The following is a 25,720-nucleotide window of genomic DNA, read 5'->3' on the forward strand; positions in this document are numbered from 1 at the left end:
GAAACAATGCACCTCCGATTAGATTGTTATTTCATTATAGGATACTCCTTGCCGACTCGGCAATGAATATTGCACTTTATCAAACTTTATACATTTTTGCTGCATTAATCAAATAAAAGCCATCCCGAATGGGACGGCTTTCCTCATCCTAGGCTTTATCGGATGTGCCAAATTCCTTGATTTTACCTTGTACTGTTTCTTTGACTGCTTCTCTCATCGGTCCGAGATACTTGCGTGGATCATAGACTTCAGAGTCATTTGCAAGCACTTCTCTTACACGTTTTGCTGAAGCAATCTGGCTTTCAGTGTTTACATTGATCTTGGCTGAACCAAGGGAGATCGCTTTCTGGATATCCTTTGTCGGGATGCCTGTACCACCATGCAGAACGAGTGGGATATCGGATTGGTTGCCAATCTCTTCCATTTCTTTGAACCCAAGATTCGGCTCACCTTTGTAAGGGCCGTGAACGGAACCGAGGGCTGGCGCGAGGCAGTCGATGCCTGTTTTTTCAACGAGCTCACGGCACTCTTCAGGGTCTGCATAGATGACGCCGTCAGCAATGACATCGTCTTCCTGTCCACCGACCACACCAAGTTCCGCTTCGACAGAAACGCCTCTTTCGTGTGCATACTCCACAACTCTTCTAGTAGTGGCAATATTATCTTCGAAAGGTCCGTGGGAAGCGTCGATCATGACGGATGTGAATCCGGCCCCGATTGCTTCGATGCATTTCTCATAGCTTGAACCGTGATCCAGGTGGATTGCGACCGGGATTGTGATATTCATATCGGACATCAGACCTTCGATCATTTTGACCACCGTCTTCATGCCGCTCATATATCTTGCAGCGCCTTCCGAAACACCAAGGATGACGGGTGCATTCTCTTCCTGTGATGCCATCAGGATACCTTGGGCGAATTCCAGGTTGTTCACGTTGTACTGCCCGACTGCATATCCTTCTTTTCTTGCTTTGTTGAGCATTTCTGTCATTGATACTAAAGGCATTGTTGATTTCCTCCTAAAAGTTCGTTCCTTTAACGCAATTATAGCAAAAACATTTAATTCTGGGCAATGTTTTGATACCATTGCAGTACCATCAAGTCGAATGGAGAGATTACATGGACAAGATCCTGCAGACGCAACTGACAAACATATACAACCATATCAATGCCCAGGAAGAGGAGATTGAGATGGCTGCACGCCTATTGGCGCAGGCAGTAGGCAGCGAGGGCGAGATCCATGTGAAGACCTTCCATGATTTCAAGGGGATAGAAGCATTTCTGCTCGACAGTTCCCTCGCCCTTCCAGAGGCAAAACCTTTTGATTCTCCGGAATCCGTCGATGCACCGGACCGTGTACTCGTCATCGCCGACCAGTTCGATGATGATGTGCAGACATTCATCAGGACACTTCAGAATGAAGACGTGGAATTCGTACTGATTTCCAACTACAATAAGCATCAGGCCGAAATAATCGACCAGCTCCACCATTATATCGATTTATCGTCTCCGCGTCCGCTTATACCGACGCCGAATTTCGACAAAATTGTTAACCCCTATATGTCCGCGTTCCTCTATCTCTACGATCACCTCTATGTGCTCGTCGATGAGATGACAAACGATGCATACTAGAAGCTTTTCCATATGACAGAACCATGCCCCGCGGGCATGGTTCTTTTTCTATTCTATGCAGGCATTGATCAGACCTTGGAACAACGGGTGTGGACGTGTCGGTCTGCTCTGGAATTCCGGGTGGAACTGCACAGCCACAAAGTATGGATGATCACTGAGTTCGATCATTTCCACAAGGCGGCCATCTGGTGATGTACCGGAGAATACCATGCCTTTTTCCTCAAGCTGCTTCTTGTACTGGTTGTTGAATTCATAGCGGTGACGGTGGCGTTCGTCGACGTGTGCCTGGCCATACAGGTCGCGTGCAATCGTACCCTGCTGGATTTCACACGGGAAGCTTCCGAGTCTGAGCGTACCGCCGAGATCGACAACATCCTTCTGGTCCGGCATCAGGTCGATGACAGGGTGTGGTGTATTTTCATCCAGCTCACTGGAATGGGCACCTTCAAGACCAGCAACATTGCGTGCAAATTCCACAGTGGCAAGCTGCATGCCGAGACAGATGCCGAGCAGCGGCACCCTGTTCTCACGCGCATACTGCAGTGCGTAGATCTTGCCTTCGACGCCGCGTTCACCGAATCCGCCGGGAACGAGGATGCCATCCACTTCGGAAAGTTCCGCTTCGTAGTTCTCACGGGTGAGATGCTCGGAATTGATCCACTTGATCTCGATATCCGCCTGGCGTTCGTAGCCTGCATGCCTCAACGACTCTGCCACAGACAGATAGGCATCCTGCAGTGTAACGTACTTCCCGACAAGACCGATCGTTATCTTCCTTTCGATACTGTTCAGGTTCTGCAGCAGATGCTTCCAGTCCTTGAGTTCCGCTTCCTCACCGGCAGGCAGTTCAAGACGGTCCAGCACAAGGCTGTCCATGTTCTGCTCCTGAAGACGGATGACGATATTATAGATCGTCTCTTCATCTCTTGCCTCTATGACGCTCTTCTTATTGATATCACAGAACAGTGCAATCTTGTCCTTCAGATCCTCGCCCATCGGATATTCGGAGCGTACCACGATCATATCCGGCTGTATGCCGAGTCCTCTCAGCTCTTTTACACTATGCTGTGTCGGTTTCGTTTTCATTTCCCCTGCTGCCTTGATGTAAGGTAGAAGTGTGCAATGGATATACATGACATTTTCCCGGCCCAGATCACTTCTCAGCTGTCTGATCGTCTCGAGGAAAGGCAGTGATTCTATATCACCGGTCGTTCCACCGATTTCAGTAATGACGATGTCCGCGTTGGATTCTTCGCCTGCCTGCATCAGACGGGATTTTATTTCATTGGTGATGTGCGGAATCACCTGGACTGTGCCGCCCAGGTAGTCTCCCCGGCGTTCTTTTCTGATCACCTCGGAATAGACGCGGCCGGCTGTGACGTTCGAATATTTATGAAGGTTAATGTCGATGAAACGCTCATAGTGTCCGAGGTCGAGATCCGTTTCCGCACCATCCTCCGTCACGAAAACCTCACCGTGCTGGTATGGACTCATCGTCCCAGGATCCACATTCAAATATGGATCGAATTTCTGAATCGTAATCGAGAAGCCGCGGTCTTTCAGCAGCCTTCCCAGTGACGCGGCTGTAATGCCCTTGCCTAGAGAGGAAACAACCCCGCCAGTCACAAAAATATATTTAGTCATCGCACTTCCTCCTGTGAAAATAAAAATAGCTCCCTTCCACACTTGGTGAAAAGGAGCCGTTCTTTACAATCCCTGTTTCAGGGAGCCCAATAAAAATAATATCACTTTTCTAATGAATGTCAACTGGAACTTCAGACCCTAAAGGTCCTTTTCATCCTCGTAGCTGTCCTCAAGGTCGTCGGTATCATCGTACTCGACATCGTCGTCGATCGTTTCATCCACGGAGTCTTCGATATCGTCTTCACTTTCAACATCATCACCGTTCAGAGGAGAATCGAGATTCTCTATATCGGATTCCACAAGATCCTTGTCCTGGTCGAAAGCTTCATCATACCCTTCGTCATCCGTAACTACCGGATCTTCATCGTCTACGGCCAGCTCAAACTTATGAATCGTCGGCGCGATCTTATCAGAGATATCGTCGACAGAGTACCAGTCGCGAAGTCCCCATACACCATCACCTGTACTCAGGAATCTGCCATCCGTGTTCAGGTCTGTATAGAATTGGAGGATGCGATTTTCTATTTCAGCATCAGAGTATCCACCAGCCTCTTTGAATTTATCGATGATATCGTACAGGTTCGCCTCTTTGCCCTTGTCCTGCAGATATATATATGACATATCGATAAAAGAATTCTCGTCCATCATCTCTTTGGTGTATTTGTCGAGTCTCATCTCGTTCATCCTTTCCAGTCTGGAATATCAAAAGATATAATACAGGTAATTGCTGTATGAATCAAGAACTAATTCAATAGTTTATATACTTCATATACTTTCTCTGTGCCTCATCTATCATGACGAAGCCGACCCTTTCAAAAAGCCGTGCCCTGTCAGCATCATCGGTCGATACAACAAGGTGCTTCACTTCAGGGCTTTTGCGTCTCAGAAATGTCCCAAACTGTCTGAGTGCACTGGATGCCACACCGCGGTTGCGTTCCGCCTCATTGATGAAGAGATGGATGATATGGAGCGTGTCCCCTTCCACTCTCCCTTCAATATATCCTGCAGACTTTTCCTTGTTGAGCACGATGTCCACCTTCATATCCGGGAGTTCAATCGAGTCGTCCTGCTCCAGCTTGATATTATGGACATACTTCTGATCAAGATCCAGGTAATAGAGGCGTTCCTTGCCGATCGGGCCATCTTCCTTTGTTGCCGAATGCATGAATCCTGCGCGCTCATACAAGTTCCAGGCGCCCTGGTTTTCTGCATCGACAACCAGATATAGATGATCGAAATTCGCAAAGTGCTCCTGCACGAAGAGTGGCAGCGACATGGCGACTTTGGTGCCGTAGCCCCTCCCCTGCAGTTCTTCATTGATGGAGAGTGAGCGGATGTACACCACTTCGTGCGGGGTTGCGTACCCTTCATGCTGATAGTGCTTGTGCAGTACGAAAAAGCCGACAATTTCATCCGAATCATTCAGCACGACACACGGTGTACGGTCGGGATCCTCAATTGCATCGTCCAGAACATCTATTGGCAGACTTGAATAGATCTGCTGCTGTTCGCTCAGCTTGAAAGCCAAAAGACTCTCCCTGTCTTCTTTTTTAAAAGGACGAATATGTATATCTCCCATCATCATTCCTCCTTATTAAACATTTTCATTTGATATATCCTCTACCCTTTTCAAGTATAGAATAGTCCTCAGGATATACAACATCTTTTCAGTTGTTTAGTTGAAATTTATAGGGGTATTTGAGATTAGACTACATTTCTAGGGGGAAAACAATTGGTTAACGACAATTCGGATAAAACATCCAAAGACAAATGGGATTCCAACCGGAAATCCAAGCTCGGACTCGTATTCTGGGCATCCACCATCATCATACTGGTGGCTGCAATCTTTGCAGCTGCCATACCTGAGAGCTTCCAGACGGGCTCGGAAGCTTTATATGCATGGATTGCCAATTACTTCAGCTGGTTCTTCATGATTGCCGTCTTCGGTTTTGCGGTATTCCTGCTCTTCCTCGCCCTATCACCATATGGCAGGATCAAGCTGGGAGGCGACCAGTCGAAGCCTGAATTTTCATTCCGCTCGTGGATCGGCATGCTGTTCTCCGCCGGACTCGGTGTCGGACTTGTATTTTTCGGTGTAGCAGAACCGATGAGCCACTACATGGTTTCACCTTTCCTTGGCGGGGAGACGGAATCCGTCGAAGCCGCGCGAATGGCGATGGGATATTCATTTTTCCACTGGGGCATCTCCCAATGGTCCATATTCGGCGTAGCAGGTCTGGCCATCGGCTACAACCAGTACAGAAAACAGAAGGATGGACTGGTTTCAACATCGCTCGAGCCCCTGCTCGGCTCCGATTATAATAAGAAAGCCCGCAAGACCATTGATATACTGGCCGTCATTGCGACTGTAACAGGGATGGCGACGTCAGTTGGCCTTGGTATCCTGCAGATGGATGGTGGGCTGAATATTGCGTATGGCATCCCATCCGGTCCATTGACACAGATCATACTTACGGCATTGATGACCGGCCTCTTCATATTGTCCACTACAACAGGACTGAAGCGCGGCATCAAATGGCTCAGCAATCTGAATATGCTGCTGGCTGCCGTCATTACCATTTTCGTCATGGCAGTCGGACCTTTCACCTTCATCATGGAAAGCATCATTGTTGGTCTAGGGGACTACCTGTCGAACTACGTGGGATACTCACTCAGAATGCAGCCCTACTCCGGAGAAGTCTGGGTGCAGGAATGGACCGTCTTCTACTGGGCGTGGGTCATCGCATGGAGCCCGTTCATCGGTTCATTTGTCGCCCGCGTATCGAGGGGGCGGACAATCCGGGAATATGTCCTCGGCATCCTGATCATTCCACCGATGCTGTCCTTCATATGGATTGGTGCACTTGGAGGGACCGCCATCTACTCCGATCTGTTCAACGGTACGAATATCGGTGTGCTTGTGCTTGAGGATGATACGGCGGCACTTTTCGCTCTTTATGACCAGCTGCCGATGACACAGATACTCTCTGCACTGTCAATTCTGCTGATCTTTACATTCCTGGTCACTTCCGCCGATTCTGCAACATTCATTGTAGCTGGGATGACTTCCGGCAATACGGAGGCACCAGCCACAAGACTGAAGATCATCTGGGGTGTCCTGATCGGCACACTGACAGTAACGCTGATCATTGCCGGCGGACTGACAAGCCTGCAGGCGGCATCACTGCTCGCCGGATTGCCTTTCGGTGTTGTGCTCATAGCCATGATCGCCTCGGTATCGAAGTCCTTGAGACGCGAACCGAATGAAGCGATGAAACGGCGGGTGCGCAAGGCACAGAAAGAGTCTTAAAATTAAAGATTACGAATGGAGAATGTCATTGGTATAATAAAGCCGATGACATTCTTTTTATGCGGAGGCAACTTATGAAAATTGGAATTGACGCAGGCGGTACTTTGATAAAGGTGGTATATGTGGATGGTGACCATCGGACGTTCGAAAAATGGCCATCCATTGAAGTGGATGCACTGATCGAAGTACTCGATTCACAATATGCAGAGGACGCGCTTTTCCTCACCGGAGGAAAAGCGGAATATATGGCGGAAAAACTGAACCAGCACCACGGGGTTTCGATAGAGTTCGACGCCACCTACAGAGGTCTTAAAACGTTGATGCGTGAGCAGGGCATTGATCTCGAGCGGTTTGTCTACCTGAATGTAGGAACAGGCACGAGTTTCCATCATGCCTCTCCGGAAGGCCAGGAACGCGTCGGCGGTTCAGGCGTCGGTGGCGGTACGCTGCTCGGCCTCTCCAAGCTGCTGGTGGACATCGATGACTACAACGAAATCATCGCACTCGCAGAATCAGGCAACAGGGACGCAATCGATCTGAAAGTCCACCATATATATGCCGGGCGGCCGACACCGATTCCCGGTGATCTGACTGCAAGCAACTTCGGTAATGTACTGTCTGGAGATGTGGCGGTACTGGAGCCGGCGGACAAAGTGCAGGCCGTCATCGGACTTGTGGCTGAAACGGTGACAGCTGTCGGCATCAGCCTGGCTGAGGGATACGACTCGACAGATATCGTATTCATCGGCTCCACACTTCTCGACAACAAGGTGATGCAGGAAATCATCAACCGCTACGCTGGACTGAAAGGGGCCAAAGCCCACATGATCAAGAATGGAGAATATTCGGGCGCACTCGGTGCCATTCTATAGCCCGCTATGATAGACCAGCGCGATGCCTGCCTTCGACTCGATCTTCAAAGGCAGACCATAGCATGCAGAGATCATCTCGGAAGTGACTGCCCAAGGCGGCATGGGTCCTGTGATCCGGCCCTCTTTCATCAGGGTAATGGTATCTGCATATGTCAGGGCAAGCGCAGCGTCATGCATGCTTGTAATGACTGTTCTGCAATTCCCTTCATCCCGTAGCCATTTCATCATTTCATGCTGGTATTTGAGGTCGAGCCCCTGTTCTATTTCATCGATCATGATGACAGGCTTGTTTTCAAGGGAGACCTGTGCACACTGGACTCTCTTGAACTCACCACCTGATAGATCTTCGATGGAACGCCCAGTCAGCTGTGCAATATCGAAATTCTCAACAGCAGCCGAACAGGCAGCATGCGACACGTTTCCCGCTGTCATGGTGAGGTAGTCGGCGACTATTATTTTGAACCTCGGATTCTCCTGGGGCAGATAGCTGATGACCGCCTCTACCCCCTCCAGCGGCTGGCTGTTCCAGTATATTCTCCTCTGTTCAATATCCGGCTGGCCATAGCCGACCACTCCCTGCATGAATGAACTCTTGCCACCCCCGTTCGGTCCAAGGACGATATTCAAACCTTTGGAAAAACCAGCATTTTCAACATCCAATCCAAAATTTTCATATATGATCTGAAGCTGTTCAATTTTTAACATAAAAGTACCTCTACTAGTATTTTTTATATGGGTCACTTATAATTATATACACAAATGCAAAATAAGAAGGAGGTTTTTAATGGATGTCTACATAAACCAGCCCATTCTGCTCGTGGCCATCGTTCTCGTTCTCGGGGTGGTGATCACCAGATTCTCCTCAAGACTCGGGTTCCCTTCACTGGTGCTGTTCATAATTATCGGTATACTGCTCAACCAGGTCATCTACTATGATGACGTGGAGACGACCCAGCTCATCGGTATGATTGCACTTGTCATCATACTGTTCGAAGGTGGACTCCAGACAAACATCACTGCCATAAAGAAGGTTGCCGGTCCGGCCGTACTCCTTGCCACCATCGGCGTCCTGCTCACCAGCATTGTTCTTGGCATATTCGCCTACTTCATACTTGATCTGAACCTGATGACTTCCATGCTGCTCGGTGCCATTGTCGGCTCGACAGATGCAGCCGCCGTATTCGCCGTATTCGGCAGCAAGAACATCAAAGAGAAGCTCTCCTCAACCATCGAGGCGGAATCCGGAACCAACGACCCGATGGCGGTATTTCTGACCGTCACCATCATCTCCATCATCGAAATGCCTGGAGAAAATAATGTTTTCCTTCTCATTCTTTCCTTCTTCTGGCAGATGGGTGTTGCCGTACTCGTTGGCCTTATCATCGGACGCCTTGCCGTCTACGTGATCAACCGCATCGACCTGGAAGCTTCCGGCCTGTACCCTGTACTTTCACTCGGCTTTGCGATGCTGTCTTTCGGGGTGTCGGAAGTAATCGGGGCAAGCGGCCTGCTTGCCGTTTATATCATGGCACTTCTCATGGGGAACCGTCCCCTCACCTACAAGCATTCCATACTGCGTTTCAATGAAGGACTTGCGTGGATGATGCAGATCATCATGTTCATCATGCTCGGACTGCTCGCCTTCCCTGATGAACTTTTCAACTACACCATCCAGGGTATTCTGATGGCACTCATCCTCATATTCATTGCGCGACCGATCGGCGTATTCCTTACGCTCATTGCGAGCAAGTATGATTTCAAGGAGAAAGTATTCATCTCGTGGGCCGGACTCCGTGGCTCCGTTCCCATCGTCCTTGCCACCTATCCGCTTGTCAGCGGCATTGAGAACGGATATCTCATATTCAATGTCGTGTTCTTCATCGTCATCTTCTCTGCGCTGCTTCAGGGCAGCACCATTACGCCGGTCGCCCGCTGGCTCGGATTTGATGAAGGTGAAGCGGATACACCATCATATTCCGTTGAGCTGCTCGCACTTGGTCAGACACAGAATGATATATACGGCATCGAATTGCCGGCGCTGTCAGCCCATGAAAATGCAAAAATAAAGGACCTCGATCTGCCACCTGATATTCTGGTCATCGCCATCATCAGGGATGAAGAACTGATTACACCAAACGGTGACACAGTGATGCATTCCGAGGACTTCATCTATGTCATGATGCCGCGAAAACTGAGGGAACGTACTGAAGCTTATTTCAGCAAGGTAAAGGAGAACAAAAGCAAACCGAAGCGTACCGAACCACCCGCTGACGAGGAGAAAACCTAGGAGGTGCCACTATGATGAAATTTCTTACTGCTCTATTGATGACGTCGTTTTTCATTACTGCCTGTCTGAACGCTGACGACGGTCCAGGTCCCGCAGAAGATGAATCTACTGGAACAGAAACCGAAGGGTCGACAGAAGAGACGGTTGCAGAAGAGGAAACGGCGGAACAGGAACCGCCTGAAGTCAAACCGATTGATATTACAAGTGATGCCTTCATCTCCAATTTCTTCTCAGGCAGCTATGAGTACAGGACCATATCCGTCCACTCCAGCTACGACTATATGGTCGGCATACTCGGGGAGCCGACAGGATCCGGCAGCGTCGTCGATGGTACCTACTACCATTACGACCATATCGGCTTCAATTTTCCACAGTCGGTCGGTGAATCCGGAGACAAGGGTGAACTTAAAGTGGATGGCATCATCATCTTTCCTGAAGATTTCACCAAGCAGGATGCTGTCGAGCAGTTCGGCTGGCCGAGCAGTGACGAAGTTTCCGACTTCAGAATGTTCTACGACAGCGACACATCGAATGGCCAGTATGTAATGATGAACTATAACCAGCAGGATCAGATTACTGAAATCATTCTCCAGTACAAGGACTTGTCGGATACCGACTTCCATGACGAATAAAGACAGCAGGCCCCGGGGGCCTGCTGTCTTTATTATTATGCTACTTCAATTCGCCATTCAGCTCCAGTTTTGCTTCCACTGCTGCATTCAGTGAATTGATGGCAGAGCAGTATTTCTCAGCTGACAGTTCGACTGCACGCTGTGCCACCTTTTCACTGACATCCCCTTTGATTTTTACAATGACATCTACATGCGTAAATCTCTTAGGTTCTGTTTCCGCACGTTCACCATCGATTTCTATTTCTATGGACTCCACCTTGTCCATACTATGGCGCATGATGACGTTGAGGTCGATGCCCATGCAGCCGGCGACACCATGAAGCAGCATCTCCATCGGTCTCGGTCCGCCGTCGTTTCCTCCAACACTACTGCTTGCATCCATTGTAACCTGGTAGCCGGAAGCATCCCCTTTGGAATCATAGGCCATGCCACCGGTCCATTGTGCATTGATTTTCATCGTTGTTTCATCCTTCCATTCGAGTTTTACCCATTATAATCCATCCCCAGCCTGCATGAATAGTGATGCGCCTATAGGAATGAAGATATCGCATCCACCAGACTGTAGATGCCAAGGAATGAAACGACAGCAGTGATGACCCAGCCGACAATATTGAGCCATAATGGATTGACATGTTCATGCATTGTACTTTTCTTATTGATCAGAATCATGATGAGTATGGCAATGATCGGCAGGATCAGCCCGTTCAGAGCTTGCGCAAACAGCAGCACTTCAAGCGGTTCGAACCCGATTGCCGAAGTGATGATGCCGAGAATGATGATGGCGGAAAAGACGAGCTTATACTTATTGTTATCGAAGCCGCCTTTCCAGCGCATGAAGCTGCTGACAGTCACCGCTGCCCCCATCGGTGAGGCAATTGCTGAAGATAGGCCGGCCGAGAAGAGACCGATACTGATGAAGAGTGGTGCCAGATCTCCCATGAGTGGCTCAAGTGGCGCGGCCAGCTCCACAATGCTCGTCACTTCCGTCCCTTGTATCAGGGCGCCTGCAGTGATCAGTATTGCTGCTGTAATGAGTCCACCGACGGTGATTGTAATGATGGTGTCCATGCGCGATTCCCTGAGTCCATCCGCACTGTCCCACTTTTCACTGACTGTGGAGGCATGGATGAAGAAATTGTAGGGTACGACTGTCGTACCGATCAGCGCAATCACTGTAAGAATGGATCCATTAGGTATTCCGGGGATGAATGCGCCTCTCAGAATCGCGCCCAGGTCGGATGCGGATACGAACATTGTCGTGATGAAAGTGACACTCATGATGACAATGAGCACAATCATGACTTTCTCGATGATCTTATAGCTCCCGCTGAGTCCGAGCAGCAGGATGATGACACCGATGACCGGTGCAACATAGTTTTCAGGGATATTGAACAGATAGGATACACCAAGTGATGTCCCGAGGAGATCTCCGCTTATGTATGCTGCACATCCGACACATACCGCAATCATGACGAGCCACACTGCTGCAAACTTCAGTATTACATTGTCGAACAGATCCCGTATATTCTCCCCGAGTCCCTCTCCGGTAATGATGCCGATCCTTGCTACCATCTCCTGCAGTACGATTGTTGCGATGATGGCGAACACGATCGTCCACAGCAGAGCAAAACCGAAGCCGGCACCGGCTCTTGTTGCTGTAGTGACGGTTCCCGGTCCGATGAATGATGCAGTGATGATGGCTCCAGGTCCGATGACTTTCAATTTCTCAACCAGTTTGTTTCTACTCAATATTCCCACCCCTGTTTTATAGGAAGGGAGTCTCCTCCCCCCTGATTTTATTTTGCATGTCCGCCGTGGATATGGCCCGCCAGTACATAGAGTACTGCCGTTGAAACGAAATGTGATGAATTCTGATTTGCATCCTGCTGGGGATAGACTTCGACAAAGTCCATGCCGCACAGGCCCCGCTTGCCGAATTCATAGATCATTGTGACCAGTTCATGCGAAGTGATGCCATTTCCATCCACTGGACCACCAGGATTGAACGCAAAGTCCAGCACATCACTGCAGATGGTCAAGTAGACCACATCGACATCTTTGGCCGCCATATCATATATTTCATTGGCAAAGCTTCTCAGATCCGCCGCCTCTTTGATGTCATTGATGGTCAGGGTGACGGCACCGGCTTCTCTGGCATACTTTCCTGTCTCGGGCTTGTTCCTTGGACCTTTGATTCCGGCGTGTATCAGACTTTCATTCCTTACACCTTCCGTCTCATAAAGCCGCATGAACGGGGTGCTTCTGGCAAACTCATCCCCTTCATAATGCGGCATGTTGTCGTAATGTGAATCCAGATGGATGATGCCGACCTTCTTCCCTGTGTTCGTCAGACCTTTGACGATCGGATAGGTAATGCCATGGTCGCCTCCGAATCCGACCAGAAACTTGCCGGTCTTCCATAGATTTTCTGCGAACGACTCGATCCTGCCCATCGTTCCCGGCACATCATGCGGAATGACACTGACGTCGCCGACATCCCCGAGACTCATATGATCTTCCACATTGATATGGTCAAGCTCCGGCAGATATGTACTGTATCTGGCTGAAGAGAGGCGGATCTGCTTCGGCCCCAGCTCACAACCGGTGTAGTCGCCCCATGTACAGGCACCTTCCCAGGGCACACCATAGATCAGTACATCGGTGTCATAGTCTTTTATATCTGTCAGATTTTTTGCACCCAGCATCGGGGGTGTGTTTCCATATATATTCGTTTTCATTCTCATACCTCCATCAATTATATCATACCATATCGCTAGGACATAGTATCATACAGTTTTATCCATATTACCTATTAGCCTATAAGAGCCACCCATAAACCCCTATTGACGACATAATGAAACTCTTATATAATTTTCATCGTCACATAATAAAATGCTTATATGGTTGAGGTGCGATATGGAAAAAATAAAAATGGATATCGGCCAGGCTGCCGATCTATTCAAAATCATGGGCGACCGGACGAGATTATCGATGATCGCCATGATGAACGAACGTGAGTGCTGCGTCTGTGATTTTACAGATTGCTTCCAGATGAGCCAGCCGGCTGTCAGCCAGCATCTGAAGAAACTGCGAACGCTCGGTCTCATCACAGAAAGAAAAGAAGGCTACTGGACGCATCTTTCATTGAATAAGGAAAGTCCTTTCTATGATATGATTCCGGAACTGATTGCTGTCGTGCCGGATGCTGATGCGCACGTTGCTTTCCTGATTGCGTCATGCAGCAGGGAGGACTGCTGCTGATGGAGAATTTCCAGCCCATCATTGCCGTCATCCTGTTCCTCGTCACTCTGTTTCTCGTCATACGTCAGCCGAGAGGTCTCGGCATCGGCTGGTCTGCATGTCTCGGCGCAGTCGTCGCCCTCATTTTCGGCGTTGTGAGCTTTGATGATGTCGCCACCGTCTGGGGCATCGTATGGAATGCCACACTGACATTCGTTGCCGTCATCCTCATCTCGCTTGTGCTGGATGAAATCGGCTTCTTCGAATGGTCTGCACTGCATATGGCGCGTTTCGCCAGAGGCAGCGGCCTGAAGCTTTTCGTCTATATCATCCTGCTCGGCGCGGTTGTTGCCGCATTGTTCGCAAATGACGGTGCTGCACTGATATTGACTCCGATCGTACTCGCGATGGTCAGAAATCTGAATTTCACCGAAAAGATGGTCATGCCGTTCATCATGGCCAGCGGCTTCATTGCAGATACCGCTTCCCTGCCATTCATCGTCAGCAACCTGGTGAATATCGTCTCCGCCGACTTCTTCGGCATCGGCTTCATCGAATATGCTTCCCGCATGATTGTGCCGAATCTGTTTTCAATCATTGCGAGCATACTCGTCCTATACATATTCTTCAGGAAAAGCCTACCTGCTGATTATGATCTGACTGAACTCAGGCGTCCTGCAGAGGCGATCCGGGATCACCGCATGTTTTCATGGTCATGGGTCGTTCTTGCCCTGCTGCTCATCGGATACTTTTTAAGCGAGCCACTCGACATACCCGTCTCCATCATTGCAGGCATCATCGCCCTATTCTTCGTACTGATGGCAAGAAACAGCCAGGCTGTACCAGTCAGATCGGTCATCAAGGGCGCCCCGTGGGACATCGTCTTCTTCTCACTCGGCATGTACGTCGTTGTATACGGGCTGCAGAATGCAGGTCTTACAGGCATTCTTGGACAGTTCATCGGTGCAGCTGCCGAACAGGGGCTGTTTGCGGGTACAATGGTAATGGGCTTCACTGCCGCCATACTGTCGTCGATCATGAACAACATGCCGACAGTCATGATCGACGCACTGGCGATTGCCGAGTCCGGCACAGAAGGCCTGGTCAAGGAAGGTCTCGTCTATGCCAATGTCATCGGCTCCGACCTCGGCCCGAAAATCACCCCGATCGGTTCGCTGGCGACACTGCTGTGGCTGCACGTCCTGAAGAAGAAAGGCATCCATATTTCCTGGGGCTACTATTTCAAAATCGGCATCATGCTGACCATACCCGTACTGTTCATCACGCTGTGCGGACTGTACGTATGGCTGCTCATCATTTCATAAATAAAGGAGAATCATCATGTCCAAACCCATCATCTATTTTCTATGTACAGGCAACTCATGCAGAAGCCAGATGGCTGAAGGCTTCGGCCATAAGCATCTCGACGACCAGTATGAAGTCCATTCCGCCGGCATCGAAGCACATGGCCTGAATAAGAAAGCCGTAGACATCATGGCAGAGGCAGGCGTCGACATTACAAAGCAGGAGTCAAGCAGAATCGATGACGAGCTGCTCAAGCGTGCAGACTTCGTCATCACCCTATGCGGCGATGCTAATGACAACTGCCCGATGACCCCACCAAACGTCACCCGTATGCACTGGGGGTTCGAGGATCCTGCCAGAGCGACCGGCTCTGAAGAGGAAGTACACGCCATATTCGCCGATGTGCGCGACGCCATCGAAGAGCGGATCATCCGATTCAAAAATGAAGGCAGATAGAAAAAGGAGGCCCGGAAGGGCCTCCTTTTTTATTGCAGATTCCATCCACGTGCCGTTAATGCCACTGCAAGGCGACAATTGTTTCAAAAGTGCGTTTATTTCGTCAATTGAAGGTTTTATCTTTGAACTTTACTGCCATTTGCATAACAATGGATGTATTAGGAAAAGGAGGGGTTTGATGATTTCTTTATTTGATCCATATGAAATCAAGGGTTTGGAATTGCGCAATAGACTAGTCATGGCACCGATGTGCCAATATAGTGCGACAGATGGCATACCGGATGAATGGCACTTCACCCACTATACTTCACGGGCGGTCGGTGGCACCGGTCTGATCCTGATTGAGATGACCAACGTTGAGGCCAGAGGGAGAATTACAGACCACTGCCTCGGCATCTGGTCCGACGGGCACGTGCCCCACTACAAGCGTATCGTCGACGCGTGTCATCGTCACGGTGCGAAGGTGGGCATCCAGCTGGCGCATGCGGGCAGGAAGGCACGAGACACCGAGCTGCCTGTATCCAGCTCCTCCATCGCCTACAGTGATGATTTCAAAACGCCTCACGAACTGTCCACTGAGGAAGTGGAGGAAGTGATCGATGCATTCCGCTGGGGCGCGAAACGTTCCGTGGAAGCCGGCTTCGATACGATCGAGCTGCATGCTGCCCACGGCTATCTCATCCACCAGTTCCAGTCCCACCGCACAAACACGCGGACGGATGAGTATGGACAGGATCTGAGCCTTTTTGGGCGCAAGGTCATAGAGGCGGTAAAATCGGTCATGCCGGAGGAGATGCCGCTCATCCTGCGAATATCCGCAGTTGAATTTGCGGAAGATGGATATGATCTGGATCATGCCGTCTGGCTATCGAAGCAGTACATTGAAGCCGGTGTCGACATGATTGATGTTTCTGCAGGCGGTGAAGGCAAACCGGCAGAAGACCGGTTCCCAGGCGCTTATCCGGGCTATATGGTACCATACGCAAAAACCATCCATGAAGAGACAGGCATCCCGGTCATGGCCGTTGGTCTGCTGGATGATGTCAATCTTGCTGAGCATGTCGTCGCTTCGGAAGAAGCGGACCTTGTCGCCATCGGCCGCGGCCTGCTCCGTGATCCCTATTGGGTGCTGAACGCTTCACGGCAGAAAAAAGAAAAGAGCAGGTCATTCATTCCTGAACAGTATGAGCGCGCATATTAGAATTCTGGAGGCATATTGATATCATGAAACATTCCTTGGACAAATCACACTACTACTACGCAATGTCAAAAGATAATGAAGCCGCACTGACAGTCGCCATGGGAGATACGGTTGAAATAGAGACATATGACTGTTTCCAGGGCCAGATCACTTCTGCCGAGACAGTACTCGACGCTCTTGACTGGGACCAGATCAATCCGGCCACCGGGCCGATACATGTAGAAGGTATAAAAGCCGGGGACGTACTCAAAGTCACAATTGATGACATCGCACTCGATTCAAGCGGTGTCATGCTGACCGGACCGGGACTTGGCATCATGGGGGAATCACTCGAGCACATGGAGGCAAAGATGTTCGACGTGGATACTGCCGGTGGCCGTGTCTCCTTCAACGGTCTGGAACTGCCGCTGAACCCGATGATCGGCGTCATCGGTGTTGCTCCGGAGAATATACCTGTCAATAACGGTACGCCTGAACGGCATGGCGGCAATATGGACAGCAAGAAGATCACGACAGGTGCCGAACTCTACCTGCCTGTATTTCATGATGGCGCCCTGTTCGGTCTCGGTGATGTGCACGCAAAAATGGGGGACGGCGAAATCAGCGTCAGCGGTCTTGAGATCGGTGCAAAAATCACTGTGACACTGGATAAGGCAGCAAATCTGTCCACACAGCACCCCGTGGTCATCGACCAGGACGGCATCCATATGATGGTTTCGGACAAAAGCCTGGATACAGCAGTTGAAGCGTCGGTCAAGCAGATGATTGCCCTGCTCCATCCATATACCGGTCTGACACTCTCCGAAATGACGATGCTGATGAGCCTTGTCGGCGAAACGCAGATCAACCAGGTTGTCGATCCGCTTAAGACGGCACGCTTCTTTGTGCCGCGTCATGTACTGGAACACTTTAATATTTCTTTCAATTAGGATGGTGATAGAATGAAAATCGTCATTGCACCGGACTCCTATAAAGGGACACTGGATCAGTATGAAGTGGCGCGTGTCATGCAGGATGCACTCGAAAAATCGGGACACACCGGCATCGTAAAGCCGATGAGCGATGGCGGCGATGGGCTGCTCAAAAGCTTCAGCAATGAAGGCTATGCGCAGATTACAGTCAACATTACCGGGCCTGAAGGAGACACGGTTGAAGCTGTCTATTATTTCAAGGATGGCACAGCAGTCATTGAAACGGCAGAAGCGTGCGGTCTTCATCTCATTACAGACTCCCATCCCGGGGACCGGACCACATTCGGTGTCGGCGAGATGATCATGCACGCGATGGATCAGGGCGCAGCGCATATCATTCTCGGTCTCGGCGGTTCAGCTACAAATGATGGGGGCTATGGGATGTTCATGGCACTCGGTGGCCGGGCTACCGGAGCGGACGGTCTGCCTTCGGGCATCTTCAACAGGGATATTCCAAAAATCTCGTCATTCGATACGGAATCCCTGCGCACCCTTGATCGCATCACTCTGACCATCGCTTCCGATGTGAATAATCCACTGCTCGGCCAAAGCGGCGCCGTATCGGTATTCGGTCCCCAGAAAGGGATTGCTCCCGAAGAGGTTGAAATGTTTGAAACGATGCTTCAGCACTTATCACAAAAAATGAAAGAGCCATTCCCTGAAAGCGACCCCGATGCTCCGGGCTCAGGTGCTGCCGGCGGCCTCGGGTGGATGCTTATGACTCTCGGAGCAGAGATGAAGCCAGGGGGTGATCTGGTTGCTGAAAAGATCCAGCTCGAAACAGCAATCATGGAAACAGATGCTGTAATCACCGGTGAAGGCAGAAGCGATAGTCAGACACTGCATGGCAAAGTACCCGCTGTCGTTGCCAAGCTAGCCAGAAAGCACAGGAAACCATGCTATCTGATATCAGGGCAGCTGACTGCAGATCTCGGTGACTACTTTACCGGCACCCATGCACTCGCAGAAACAGCAGACGATATCCAGAAGGTGATGGAAGATACGCCATTCCATCTGGAGAAGAAGATAAACGAAATATTTTCTACATAAAAACTGTCCGGAATGACCCCGGACAGTGAATTGGTCCGCTAACTTGCCATGGCGACGCCTGCGATGGTGAGTTAGCGCTCTAACTCGCCATGGTGCCGCCCGCGATGGTGAATTAACGCTCTAACTTGCCATGGCGACGCCCACGATGGTGAATTAGCGCCATCACCTCCTCATCCCCAAAAAAACTGCAGACATGTCATTCTGCAATGACTTTGTCTACAGTCTGACTGTCCGGAATGACTCCGGACAGTTTTCTTATTCATCGAAGCTGAAATTATCAGGGTTCTTGCCGATGCGCTGATTCCTGTCGAGACCATCAATCCGTTTCATATCCTCCTCATCAAGCGTAAAATCGAAGATATCGATATTTTCTTTGATGCGTGACGGTGATACGGATTTCGGAATCGTGGATACACCGTTCTGTACGTCCCATCTCAGAATGATCTGTGCCGGCGTCTTTTCGTACTTCTCCGCCAGCTCCTGGATGACCGCCTCTTCAAACACACCCCCACGATTGAGCGGTGCCCATGCCTCCAGCCGGATGTCATGGGATTCACAATAGGAACGCATCTTCTTCTGGGCAAGATATGGATGATATTCCAGCTGGTTCACCATCGGTTTCACGCGGCACATCGCAAATATATCCTCAAGATGCTGCTCGTGGAAATTGCTGACGCCGATCGCCTTCACCTTGCCCTCGTCGTACAATTTTTCAAACGCCCGCCATGCCTCCGTGTATTTCCCCTCGATCGGCCAGTGGATCAGGTAGAGATCCAGATAATCGAGCCCGAGATTCTGGAGACTGATGTCAAAAGCCTTCAGAGTCTCCTCATAACCGAGGTCATCGTTCCACACTTTCGTCGTAATGAACAGCGATTCCCTTGGCAGCCCGGATGCTCTGATTGCTTCCCCTACACCTTTTTCATTGCCATAGAAAGAAGCAGTATCAATGTGCCTGTAGCCCGCTTCAAGTGCAGCCAGTACTGCTTCTTTCATCTGGTCGCCTTCCTCGACCTTGTAGACACCAAGGCCGATGATCGGCATCTCCACACCGTTATTCAATGTGTATGTATCTTCAATCGATATACCCATGTCCCTCAATCCCTTCAAAGTTGTTTTCATCCCTTATCATATTCCACTTCTCTCATATATATCAAACATATTACAAATAACTGATTCATCCTCATAGCCTTTGACGTTTCTGTTAAAATATATAATAAGAAAATTCATCACAGTATGAATTTACAGCGATTGTCCACTTAAGGAGTTTTTGAAAATGAATAGAATAAACGTTTTGCTGACCGGTATCGGCGGGCCCATCGCCCAGGGAATCATTCAAGGTCTTAAAAAAAGGCAGGATATCAGAATCATCGGTGTGGACAGACGGGGGGTGACGGCTGGACACCATCTATGTGACCTTACGTATCAGGTGCCCCGCTATACCGACACAGAAAAGTACTTATCTGCGCTACAGGAAATTACTGAAGCAGAAAAGATAGATGTCATCTTCCCCTCTCTTCACGAAGAGGTGCGCATCTTTCATAAGCATCGCGACGCATTCAAACCCATCATTGCCCTGCCGAACAGCGATGATTTCGAAACACTTATGCATAAGGAGCAGGCATATCAGAAGCTTGAGGCAATGGGACTCGGCAAGTACATTCCAGTATATAGAGGATTCAATTCAAGGGAGGAACTGCTGGAAATCAAAGAATCACTGTTCAAGGAAGATTCGCATTTTGTCGTCAAGACTGTGGACAGCTACGCTTCCCTTGGATTCGCCATCCTGACCGACAGGGCAAATTACCTGTCTGCACTGAAACAGGCGAGAAAGCACGTCATCGACTTCGACGACTACTGCGAAATCATTGATGCCGATGCACGGAAGTTCGCAATGGAGCGTATCGAAGGCAAGGAATACAGTGTCGATGTCCATCTCTACCGCGGCCAGGTCATTGTTGCTGTACCAAGAGAACGGACCGGTGTTTCCAACAACATTGTACTGGATGGCAAAGTCGTCCATCATGAAGGTCTGATCCAGGCTTCAAAGGAGATCACCGAAAGCCTTGTTACGGACGGATTCATCAACATCCAGTTCATGGAGAGCGAGACCGGCTATAAACTCACTGACATCAATCCGCGCTTCTGCGGCAGCCAGGTCATGAGTCTCGGTGCAAATGTCAACTTCCCGTCACTGTTCATCGAGTATTTCCATCTCGGCAATACGGTTCCTGTAGAACCTGTCTGGAATACAAGAATGCTCAGATTCAGAGATCAGATATTCATATCTGAAGATTAGACCTGTGTGAGCATATGAAAAAAGCAGTCATACTACTTATGATTCTGACCATCGTCTCCAAGATTTCGGGATTCTTCAGAGATCTGACACTGGCCTACTTCTATGGCGCATCCGAAATCAGTGACGTCTTCCTGCTTGCAAACAGCATTCCGACCATCGTCTTCGGTGTGATTGCGGCCGGCATTTCAACAGGATATATCCCACTCTACTCCCGTGTTGAAAATGAGCTTGGATTACAAGCTGGAATAAACTATACGAACAATCTGATCAACGTACTGCTGGTGGGGACCACTGCCATCGTCATACTCGCATTGATTTTCACCGAGTACCTGGTGAAAGTATTCGCCATCGGATTTGAGGGGGAAACACTGGCCCTTGCCGTACTGTTCACCCGCTTCAGCATTTTCGGCATCTACTTCACGATCATCATCCGCATTCTCAGTGCCTATCTGAACTACAATAAAATATTCGCAGTGCCTTCATTGATCGGCATCCCGATGAACTTCGTCCTGATTGCTGCCATCATCATAAGCAGCCGCACAGATTGGATCCTCGTACTCGCCATAGCCAATGTCACGGCCCTGTTTGTACAGTTTCTCATCATTATATTCTTCTCCCATCGGCATGCTTTCAGGTTCAAACCGATATTCAAGCCAAAGGACAGACATATCAAGGAGATGGCAGCACTCGCCTTTCCGGTCATACTCGGCACCAGTGTCTCCCAGCTCAACCGTCTTGTCGACCGCTCACTTGCCTCCTGGATCACTGTCGGCGGCATTTCGTCCATCAACTATGCCAATACGATGAATACCGCCTTCATCGGCATATTTGTCGCTTCCTTTGTTACGGTATTCTACCCGGATATTTCAAGAAAAGGTGCCAAAGGGGATATGGAGGGGCTGAAGCATACAATGAACCAGACAGTGCTCGGTGTCCTCATTCTTATCATTCCGGCAACCGTCAGTGCCATGGTGCTTGCAGAACCGATCGTCCGCCTCCTGTTCGACCGGGGTGCATTCGATGAAACAGCAGTCGCCCTCACGACATCAGCATTCTTCTTCTATGCCATCGGACTGGCAGGTACCGGCGTCAACCTGGTGCTGACACGCGTATTCTACGCGTTGCAGGATACGAAAACGCCGATGATCAACAGCGCAATCGCCATGGGCATCAACCTTGTCCTGAACTTCCTGCTTGCACCGATACTCGGGATAGGTGGACTGGCACTCGCAACCAGCATCTCATCACTGATCACCGTCGTGCTGCTGACATACCAGCTGCGCAAAAAACTCGGCCGCCTGAACCTCCGGACACTCATTCCTTCCGTCATCAAGATGACCGGTGCAGCAGTCATCGCAGCAGGGGCCGCCTTCCTGCTATTTGATGCATTGGAAGCTGCTGCCGGACTCTACATCAGTATGATTGCCGCCATCTCCATAACGGTGGCAATCTATTTCACCGGAATCATCCTGTTGAAGGTAGAGGGTGTGCAAGCATTCATCAATACAGCGTTCAGCCGGTTCAGAAGAAAGTAGTCCACTTGCGTAATGAGGTATAAAGCGTTTCATCCATTCAATAGGCTCTGTTAGCATTGAGTGCAGATACCTGTCCAAGTCGAACAGTATTCTAAAACGGAGGTCTTGTCATGTGGATCATATTAGGGGTCATTGCTATAGTCGCAACTTTTATAAATCTTTATCTGTATAAAGCAGGGAAGGATTATAAGCTCGCTATGGCGATGGGGTTATCATTTACAGCATTAGCACTTTGTGCCGAATACAGCCTTGTGTCAGAGTGGGCAAAAAAGGAAGACTGGTCGGCTGTATCGGAAGTACCCAACTTCAGCAGGGCATTATGGTTTTTGACCATTGTCTCCATCCTGCTTAACATGACGCCTATAGTTCTGGAGCGGAAAAAGAAAACATCATAATCACCCGACCGGTTGAAAAACCAATAGCCTCGAGCATACCATGGTATGCTCGAGGCTATTTCTTCTGTGATTTGACCAGCACTGTCCCGACTGCTTGAATGATTTTACAGCAAAACGTCCGAGATATCTGCAGCTCCGGCGACCAGTACTTTCTTCATCATCAACCCACCCCGTCAATGATTTTTATTACTTATTTCAGCTATTTGCAATACACCATGCTCTACAGTAACAGCGCACCATACACCAGCCCGAAAATGATGACGAGTGCGGGATGGATCTTGAACTTCGTCAGCATCAGAAAGCTTGCTGCAATCAGTATGAGTGTATGGACCATGCCTGAATCGATGAAGGAACTGCTGAAGAAATCGAACGCAATGATGCCGAGCAGTATCGCAATGACCGGTCGGATCAGTGTGGTCAATGTGTCGAATTTCTTCGTGCCTTTGAGTCTGTACAAAAGACCGGCCAAAAAGACCATGAGCAGCAGCGACGGCATGACTGTAGCTGTAACGGCGACCGTGGCACCGAGTACGCCACCGACTTCAAAGCCGATGAACCCGGCCATCTTGGTGGCGATCGGACCCGGCAGTGCATTACCGAGGGCCAGTACTTCTGCGAACTCCTGGGAAGTCATCCACCCGTAGTTCTGTACCACTTCCTGCTCCACAAGCGGAATCGAGGCGGGGCCGCCGCCGTATCCCAGCACACCGGGGATGAAGAAGGCGAGAAATATCTTCAGATAGATCATATGCGTCCCTCCTTCCTGAGGAGGCTGAAGGCAACAATCAGCAGAATGATGATGGCGGGATGTATTTCAAGCACTGCCAGCAGAACGAACGAGACGAGTGTGAACAGAATGAGAAATTGCCACGTCGTCTTTGCTTTCGCCTTGGCCAGAAATTCATATGTCAGTATGAACAGCATCACACCGACAACCGGCATGACACCATGGCTCATCCCCTGTACCCAGCCGAGATCCTTGAACTCGGTGAAGAGCTTGAGCAGTATGATCATCAGGACGATCGTCGGAAGAATTGTTGCGAAAACGGCATTCACCAGTCCGAGCCATCCTTTTTGAAGATAGCCGATATAGCCACCAAGCTTGGTCGCAATTGGTCCCGGCAGCACGTTGCCGATGGCGAGTGCGTCCTGGAACTCCTCGTCCGTCATCCATTTGTATGTTCCCACCACTTCTTTATGTACGAGAGGTATGGAGGCGGGACCGCCACCATACCCCAGCATGCCTACTTTGAAAAATGCCCAGAAAATTTTAAAATGCATCGTGTTCTCCTAATAGATAGATATTGAACCGTCCGTCCGTGATTCGGTACCGCCGATCAGTGCACCGTCCTCGCCACGGATGATGACCTGTCCACGTCCAAAACTGTTCGGCTCGAGATTGACACTGATCTTATGTCCCCGACGTGCCAGTGCCCGCGCATGATCGGCATCAAAGCGATCCTCGATGTCTATGTCCATGCCGGACTTGAACTGCCACCTCGGTGCATCCAGTGCACTTTGCGGATTCATGCCGTAGTCGATCAGATTCATGGCGACCTGTAGGTGGCCTTGAGGCTGCATGAAGGCACCCATGACGCCGAATGGTCCCACGGGTCTTCCTGCCTTCGTGATGAATCCCGGAATGATGGTATGGAATGGCTTCTTGCCGCCGCCGACATAGTTGGCATGGGTCTCATCCATCGAGAAGTTGTGCCCCCTGTTATGCAGCGCGAGACCGGTTTCCGGGATGACGACACCGGAACCGAATCCCATATAGTTGCTCTGGATATAGGACACCATGTTGCCTTCCTTATCCGCCGTTGCAAGGTAGACTGTACCGCCCTCGGGCAGATTCCCGTGCTCTCTCAGTTCAGCCTGCTCTGTAATCTCGCTGCGCCGCTGTTCCAGATATTTTTCATCCAGCAGATCTGACACTTTCGTCTTCATATGGGCAGGGTCTGCGACATATGTCGTCGTATCTGCAAACGCCTGCTTGATCGCCTCGATCTGATGATGGTACGTTCGTTCGTCCAATGCACCAAACGTATCATTCTTCAGCATGCCGAGCGCCATCAGGGCGGTTATGCCCTGGCCATTGGGCGGAATTTCATGAATTTCATGCCCCTTGTAGCTCATACTGATCGGATCCACATACTCGGCTTCGAAATTCCTCAGGTCTTCGTGTGTCAGCAGTCCGCCCGTTTCATCACTGTATTTGATGATGCGTTCAGCCAAACCGCCTTCATATACACTTTTGGCGTCTGTCTCGGCAATTTCTTCGAGAGTATCTGCATGATGCGGCAATGTCTTTATTTCACCGGCAGTCGCTGTACCGAATACTTCGAGCCACGGCTTGATCTCTTCAAACTGTTCGACCTGCCGGCTGTAGTTCTGATAGGCAGCCTGCCAGTATTTGGCGACGACCGGGGTGATGGCAAACCCTTCACGTGCAGCCCGGATTGCCGGTGCCAGTACTTCCTTGAGCGTCAGATTGCCGAAATCATTGACCAGGCTGGCCCATGCCTTCGGAACACCGGGTACATTGACCGGCAGCCAGCCGAACTTCGGCATTTCATCAAACCCTTTTTGTTTGATTGCTTCCATGTTCAGCATTCCAGGAGAACGTCCGCTGGCATTCATGCCATGCAGCCTGCCGTTCATCCATGCGATCATGAAGGCGTCCCCTCCGATGCCATTGCTTGTCGGTTCGACGACAGTCAGGGTGGCAGCTGTTGCAATGGCTGCGTCCATGGCGTTGCCGCCCTGCTTCATCACTTCGATGCCGGCATCGGTTGCGAGCGGATGGGTTGTGGCCACCATGCCGTTTTTTGCGTAGACACTGAAACGTCGATTGAGATATGGATAACTGTAATGATTCATATGTACTCCCC

26 protein-coding genes are annotated in these 25,720 nt (G+C 50.0%); 14 read left to right on the plus strand and 12 right to left on the minus strand.

Going from position 1 to position 25,720, the window contains the following annotated elements:
• Positions 1–148: 148 nt before the first annotated feature.
• On the minus strand, positions 149–1,006 hold the full coding sequence (locus tag FO441_RS09410; protein WP_145289184.1) for a class II fructose-bisphosphate aldolase: 858 nt from the start codon (positions 1,004–1,006) through the stop codon (positions 149–151).
• A gap of 113 nt (positions 1,007–1,119) precedes the next feature.
• Between FO441_RS09410 and FO441_RS09415 the strand changes: the two genes are divergently transcribed.
• The gene (locus tag FO441_RS09415; protein WP_145289187.1) at positions 1,120–1,632 is read left to right on the plus strand and encodes a DUF2529 family protein; all 513 of its coding nucleotides are present in this window, start codon (positions 1,120–1,122) and stop codon (positions 1,630–1,632) included.
• A gap of 48 nt (positions 1,633–1,680) precedes the next feature.
• On the opposite strand, the gene FO441_RS09420 is transcribed toward FO441_RS09415, so the two are convergent.
• The 3 genes from FO441_RS09420 to FO441_RS09430 form a co-directional block, all read right to left on the minus strand.
• Positions 1,681–3,276: a CTP synthase gene (locus FO441_RS09420; RefSeq protein ID WP_145289190.1), complete on the minus strand. Its 1,596-nt coding sequence runs from the start codon at positions 3,274–3,276 to the stop codon at positions 1,681–1,683.
• 138 nt (positions 3,277–3,414) lie between these two features.
• Positions 3,415–3,951 carry a DNA-directed RNA polymerase subunit delta gene (gene rpoE, locus FO441_RS09425; protein ID WP_145289193.1) on the minus strand — a complete coding sequence of 179 codons (537 nt, stop codon included), beginning with the start codon at positions 3,949–3,951 and terminating at the stop codon, positions 3,415–3,417.
• A gap of 73 nt (positions 3,952–4,024) precedes the next feature.
• Positions 4,025–4,855 carry a GNAT family N-acetyltransferase gene (locus FO441_RS09430; protein WP_145289196.1) on the minus strand — a complete coding sequence of 277 codons (831 nt, stop codon included), beginning with the start codon at positions 4,853–4,855 and terminating at the stop codon, positions 4,025–4,027.
• Positions 4,856–5,008: 153 nt separating this feature from the next.
• On the opposite strand from FO441_RS09430, the gene FO441_RS09435 reads away from it, so the two are divergent.
• Positions 5,009–6,586, plus strand: a complete 1,578-nt coding sequence (locus FO441_RS09435; protein WP_145289198.1) for a BCCT family transporter — start codon at positions 5,009–5,011, stop codon at positions 6,584–6,586.
• 74 nt (positions 6,587–6,660) lie between these two features.
• Positions 6,661–7,458 carry a type II pantothenate kinase gene (coaW, locus tag FO441_RS09440; RefSeq protein WP_145289200.1) on the plus strand — a complete coding sequence of 266 codons (798 nt, stop codon included), beginning with the start codon at positions 6,661–6,663 and terminating at the stop codon, positions 7,456–7,458.
• On the opposite strand, the gene FO441_RS09445 is transcribed toward coaW, so the two are convergent.
• Positions 7,453–8,163: an ATP-binding cassette domain-containing protein gene (locus tag FO441_RS09445; RefSeq protein WP_145289202.1), complete on the minus strand. Its 711-nt coding sequence runs from the start codon at positions 8,161–8,163 to the stop codon at positions 7,453–7,455. The genes coaW and FO441_RS09445 overlap by 6 nt on opposite strands.
• Positions 8,164–8,242: 79 nt before the next feature.
• Between FO441_RS09445 and FO441_RS09450 the strand changes: the two genes are divergently transcribed.
• Together FO441_RS09450 and FO441_RS09455 are read left to right on the plus strand one after the other, a co-directional pair.
• On the plus strand, positions 8,243–9,745 hold the full coding sequence (locus FO441_RS09450; RefSeq protein ID WP_145289204.1) for a potassium/proton antiporter: 1,503 nt from the start codon (positions 8,243–8,245) through the stop codon (positions 9,743–9,745).
• Between the two features lie 11 nt (positions 9,746–9,756).
• The gene (locus FO441_RS09455) at positions 9,757–10,377 is read left to right on the plus strand and encodes a hypothetical protein (RefSeq protein ID WP_186365536.1); all 621 of its coding nucleotides are present in this window, start codon (positions 9,757–9,759) and stop codon (positions 10,375–10,377) included.
• A gap of 40 nt (positions 10,378–10,417) precedes the next feature.
• Here the strand turns inward: FO441_RS09455 and FO441_RS09460 are convergent, their stop codons facing one another.
• From FO441_RS09460 to FO441_RS09470, 3 genes are all read right to left on the minus strand, one after another.
• Complete coding sequence (locus tag FO441_RS09460) at positions 10,418–10,834, minus strand: OsmC family protein (RefSeq protein ID WP_145289206.1); 417 nt, start codon at positions 10,832–10,834, stop codon at positions 10,418–10,420.
• 71 nt (positions 10,835–10,905) lie between these two features.
• Entirely contained in the window at positions 10,906–12,126 is a 1,221-nt protein-coding gene (locus tag FO441_RS09465) for an Nramp family divalent metal transporter (RefSeq protein WP_145289209.1), read from the minus strand.
• A 47-nt stretch (positions 12,127–12,173) separates the two neighbouring features.
• Positions 12,174–13,115, minus strand: a complete 942-nt coding sequence (locus FO441_RS09470; RefSeq protein ID WP_145289214.1) for an agmatinase family protein — start codon at positions 13,113–13,115, stop codon at positions 12,174–12,176.
• Between the two features lie 178 nt (positions 13,116–13,293).
• Here FO441_RS09470 and FO441_RS09475 point away from each other — a divergent pair, with 178 nt between their 5' ends.
• The 6 genes from FO441_RS09475 to FO441_RS09500 all read left to right on the plus strand — a co-directional run bounded on the left by FO441_RS09475 (position 13,294) and on the right by FO441_RS09500 (position 18,600).
• Positions 13,294–13,638 (plus strand): ArsR/SmtB family transcription factor, encoded by a 345-nt coding sequence (locus FO441_RS09475; protein ID WP_145289217.1) that lies wholly within the window; start codon positions 13,294–13,296, stop codon positions 13,636–13,638.
• Positions 13,638–14,942: an arsenic transporter gene (locus FO441_RS09480; protein WP_145289663.1), complete on the plus strand. Its 1,305-nt coding sequence runs from the start codon at positions 13,638–13,640 to the stop codon at positions 14,940–14,942. Before FO441_RS09475 ends, FO441_RS09480 begins: the two co-directional genes overlap by 1 nt.
• Before the next feature lie 16 nt (positions 14,943–14,958).
• Positions 14,959–15,378, plus strand: a complete 420-nt coding sequence (gene arsC / locus FO441_RS09485; protein ID WP_186365537.1) for an arsenate reductase (thioredoxin) — start codon at positions 14,959–14,961, stop codon at positions 15,376–15,378.
• Between the two features lie 178 nt (positions 15,379–15,556).
• The gene (locus FO441_RS09490; protein ID WP_145289224.1) at positions 15,557–16,579 is read left to right on the plus strand and encodes an NADH:flavin oxidoreductase/NADH oxidase; all 1,023 of its coding nucleotides are present in this window, start codon (positions 15,557–15,559) and stop codon (positions 16,577–16,579) included.
• Between the two features lie 23 nt (positions 16,580–16,602).
• Positions 16,603–17,508 (plus strand): acetamidase/formamidase family protein, encoded by a 906-nt coding sequence (locus tag FO441_RS09495; protein WP_145289227.1) that lies wholly within the window; start codon positions 16,603–16,605, stop codon positions 17,506–17,508.
• Between the two features lie 12 nt (positions 17,509–17,520).
• Entirely contained in the window at positions 17,521–18,600 is a 1,080-nt protein-coding gene (locus tag FO441_RS09500; RefSeq protein ID WP_145289229.1) for a glycerate kinase, read from the plus strand.
• 255 nt (positions 18,601–18,855) lie between these two features.
• Here the strand turns inward: FO441_RS09500 and FO441_RS09505 are convergent, their stop codons facing one another.
• Positions 18,856–19,722: an aldo/keto reductase gene (locus tag FO441_RS09505; RefSeq protein ID WP_281287300.1), complete on the minus strand. Its 867-nt coding sequence runs from the start codon at positions 19,720–19,722 to the stop codon at positions 18,856–18,858.
• A 154-nt stretch (positions 19,723–19,876) separates the two neighbouring features.
• Here FO441_RS09505 and FO441_RS09510 point away from each other — a divergent pair, with 154 nt between their 5' ends.
• From FO441_RS09510 to FO441_RS09520, 3 genes are all read left to right on the plus strand, one after another.
• Positions 19,877–20,899: an ATP-grasp domain-containing protein gene (locus tag FO441_RS09510; RefSeq protein ID WP_145289231.1), complete on the plus strand. Its 1,023-nt coding sequence runs from the start codon at positions 19,877–19,879 to the stop codon at positions 20,897–20,899.
• Positions 20,900–20,913: 14 nt separating this feature from the next.
• Entirely contained in the window at positions 20,914–22,434 is a 1,521-nt protein-coding gene (gene murJ, locus FO441_RS09515) for a murein biosynthesis integral membrane protein MurJ (RefSeq protein ID WP_145289235.1), read from the plus strand.
• A 110-nt stretch (positions 22,435–22,544) separates the two neighbouring features.
• Complete coding sequence (locus FO441_RS09520; protein WP_145289238.1) at positions 22,545–22,829, plus strand: hypothetical protein; 285 nt, start codon at positions 22,545–22,547, stop codon at positions 22,827–22,829.
• A gap of 220 nt (positions 22,830–23,049) precedes the next feature.
• Here the strand turns inward: FO441_RS09520 and FO441_RS09525 are convergent, their stop codons facing one another.
• The 3 genes from FO441_RS09525 to FO441_RS09535 are packed head-to-tail and all read right to left on the minus strand — an operon-like array spanning position 23,050 to position 25,709.
• Positions 23,050–23,577, minus strand: coding sequence for a chromate transporter (locus FO441_RS09525; protein ID WP_145289240.1), 528 nt, complete (start codon positions 23,575–23,577; stop codon positions 23,050–23,052).
• Entirely contained in the window at positions 23,574–24,110 is a 537-nt protein-coding gene (locus FO441_RS09530) for a chromate transporter (protein ID WP_145289242.1), read from the minus strand. Before FO441_RS09530 ends, FO441_RS09525 begins: the two co-directional genes overlap by 4 nt.
• A gap of 9 nt (positions 24,111–24,119) precedes the next feature.
• Positions 24,120–25,709, minus strand: a complete 1,590-nt coding sequence (locus FO441_RS09535) for a gamma-glutamyltransferase family protein (RefSeq protein WP_145289245.1) — start codon at positions 25,707–25,709, stop codon at positions 24,120–24,122.
• Between the last annotated feature and the right edge of the window lie 11 nt (positions 25,710–25,720).

Origin of the sequence: Salinicoccus cyprini (genome assembly GCF_007713705.1) — a bacterium.
GTDB lineage: Bacteria > Bacillota > Bacilli > Staphylococcales > Salinicoccaceae > Salinicoccus > Salinicoccus cyprini.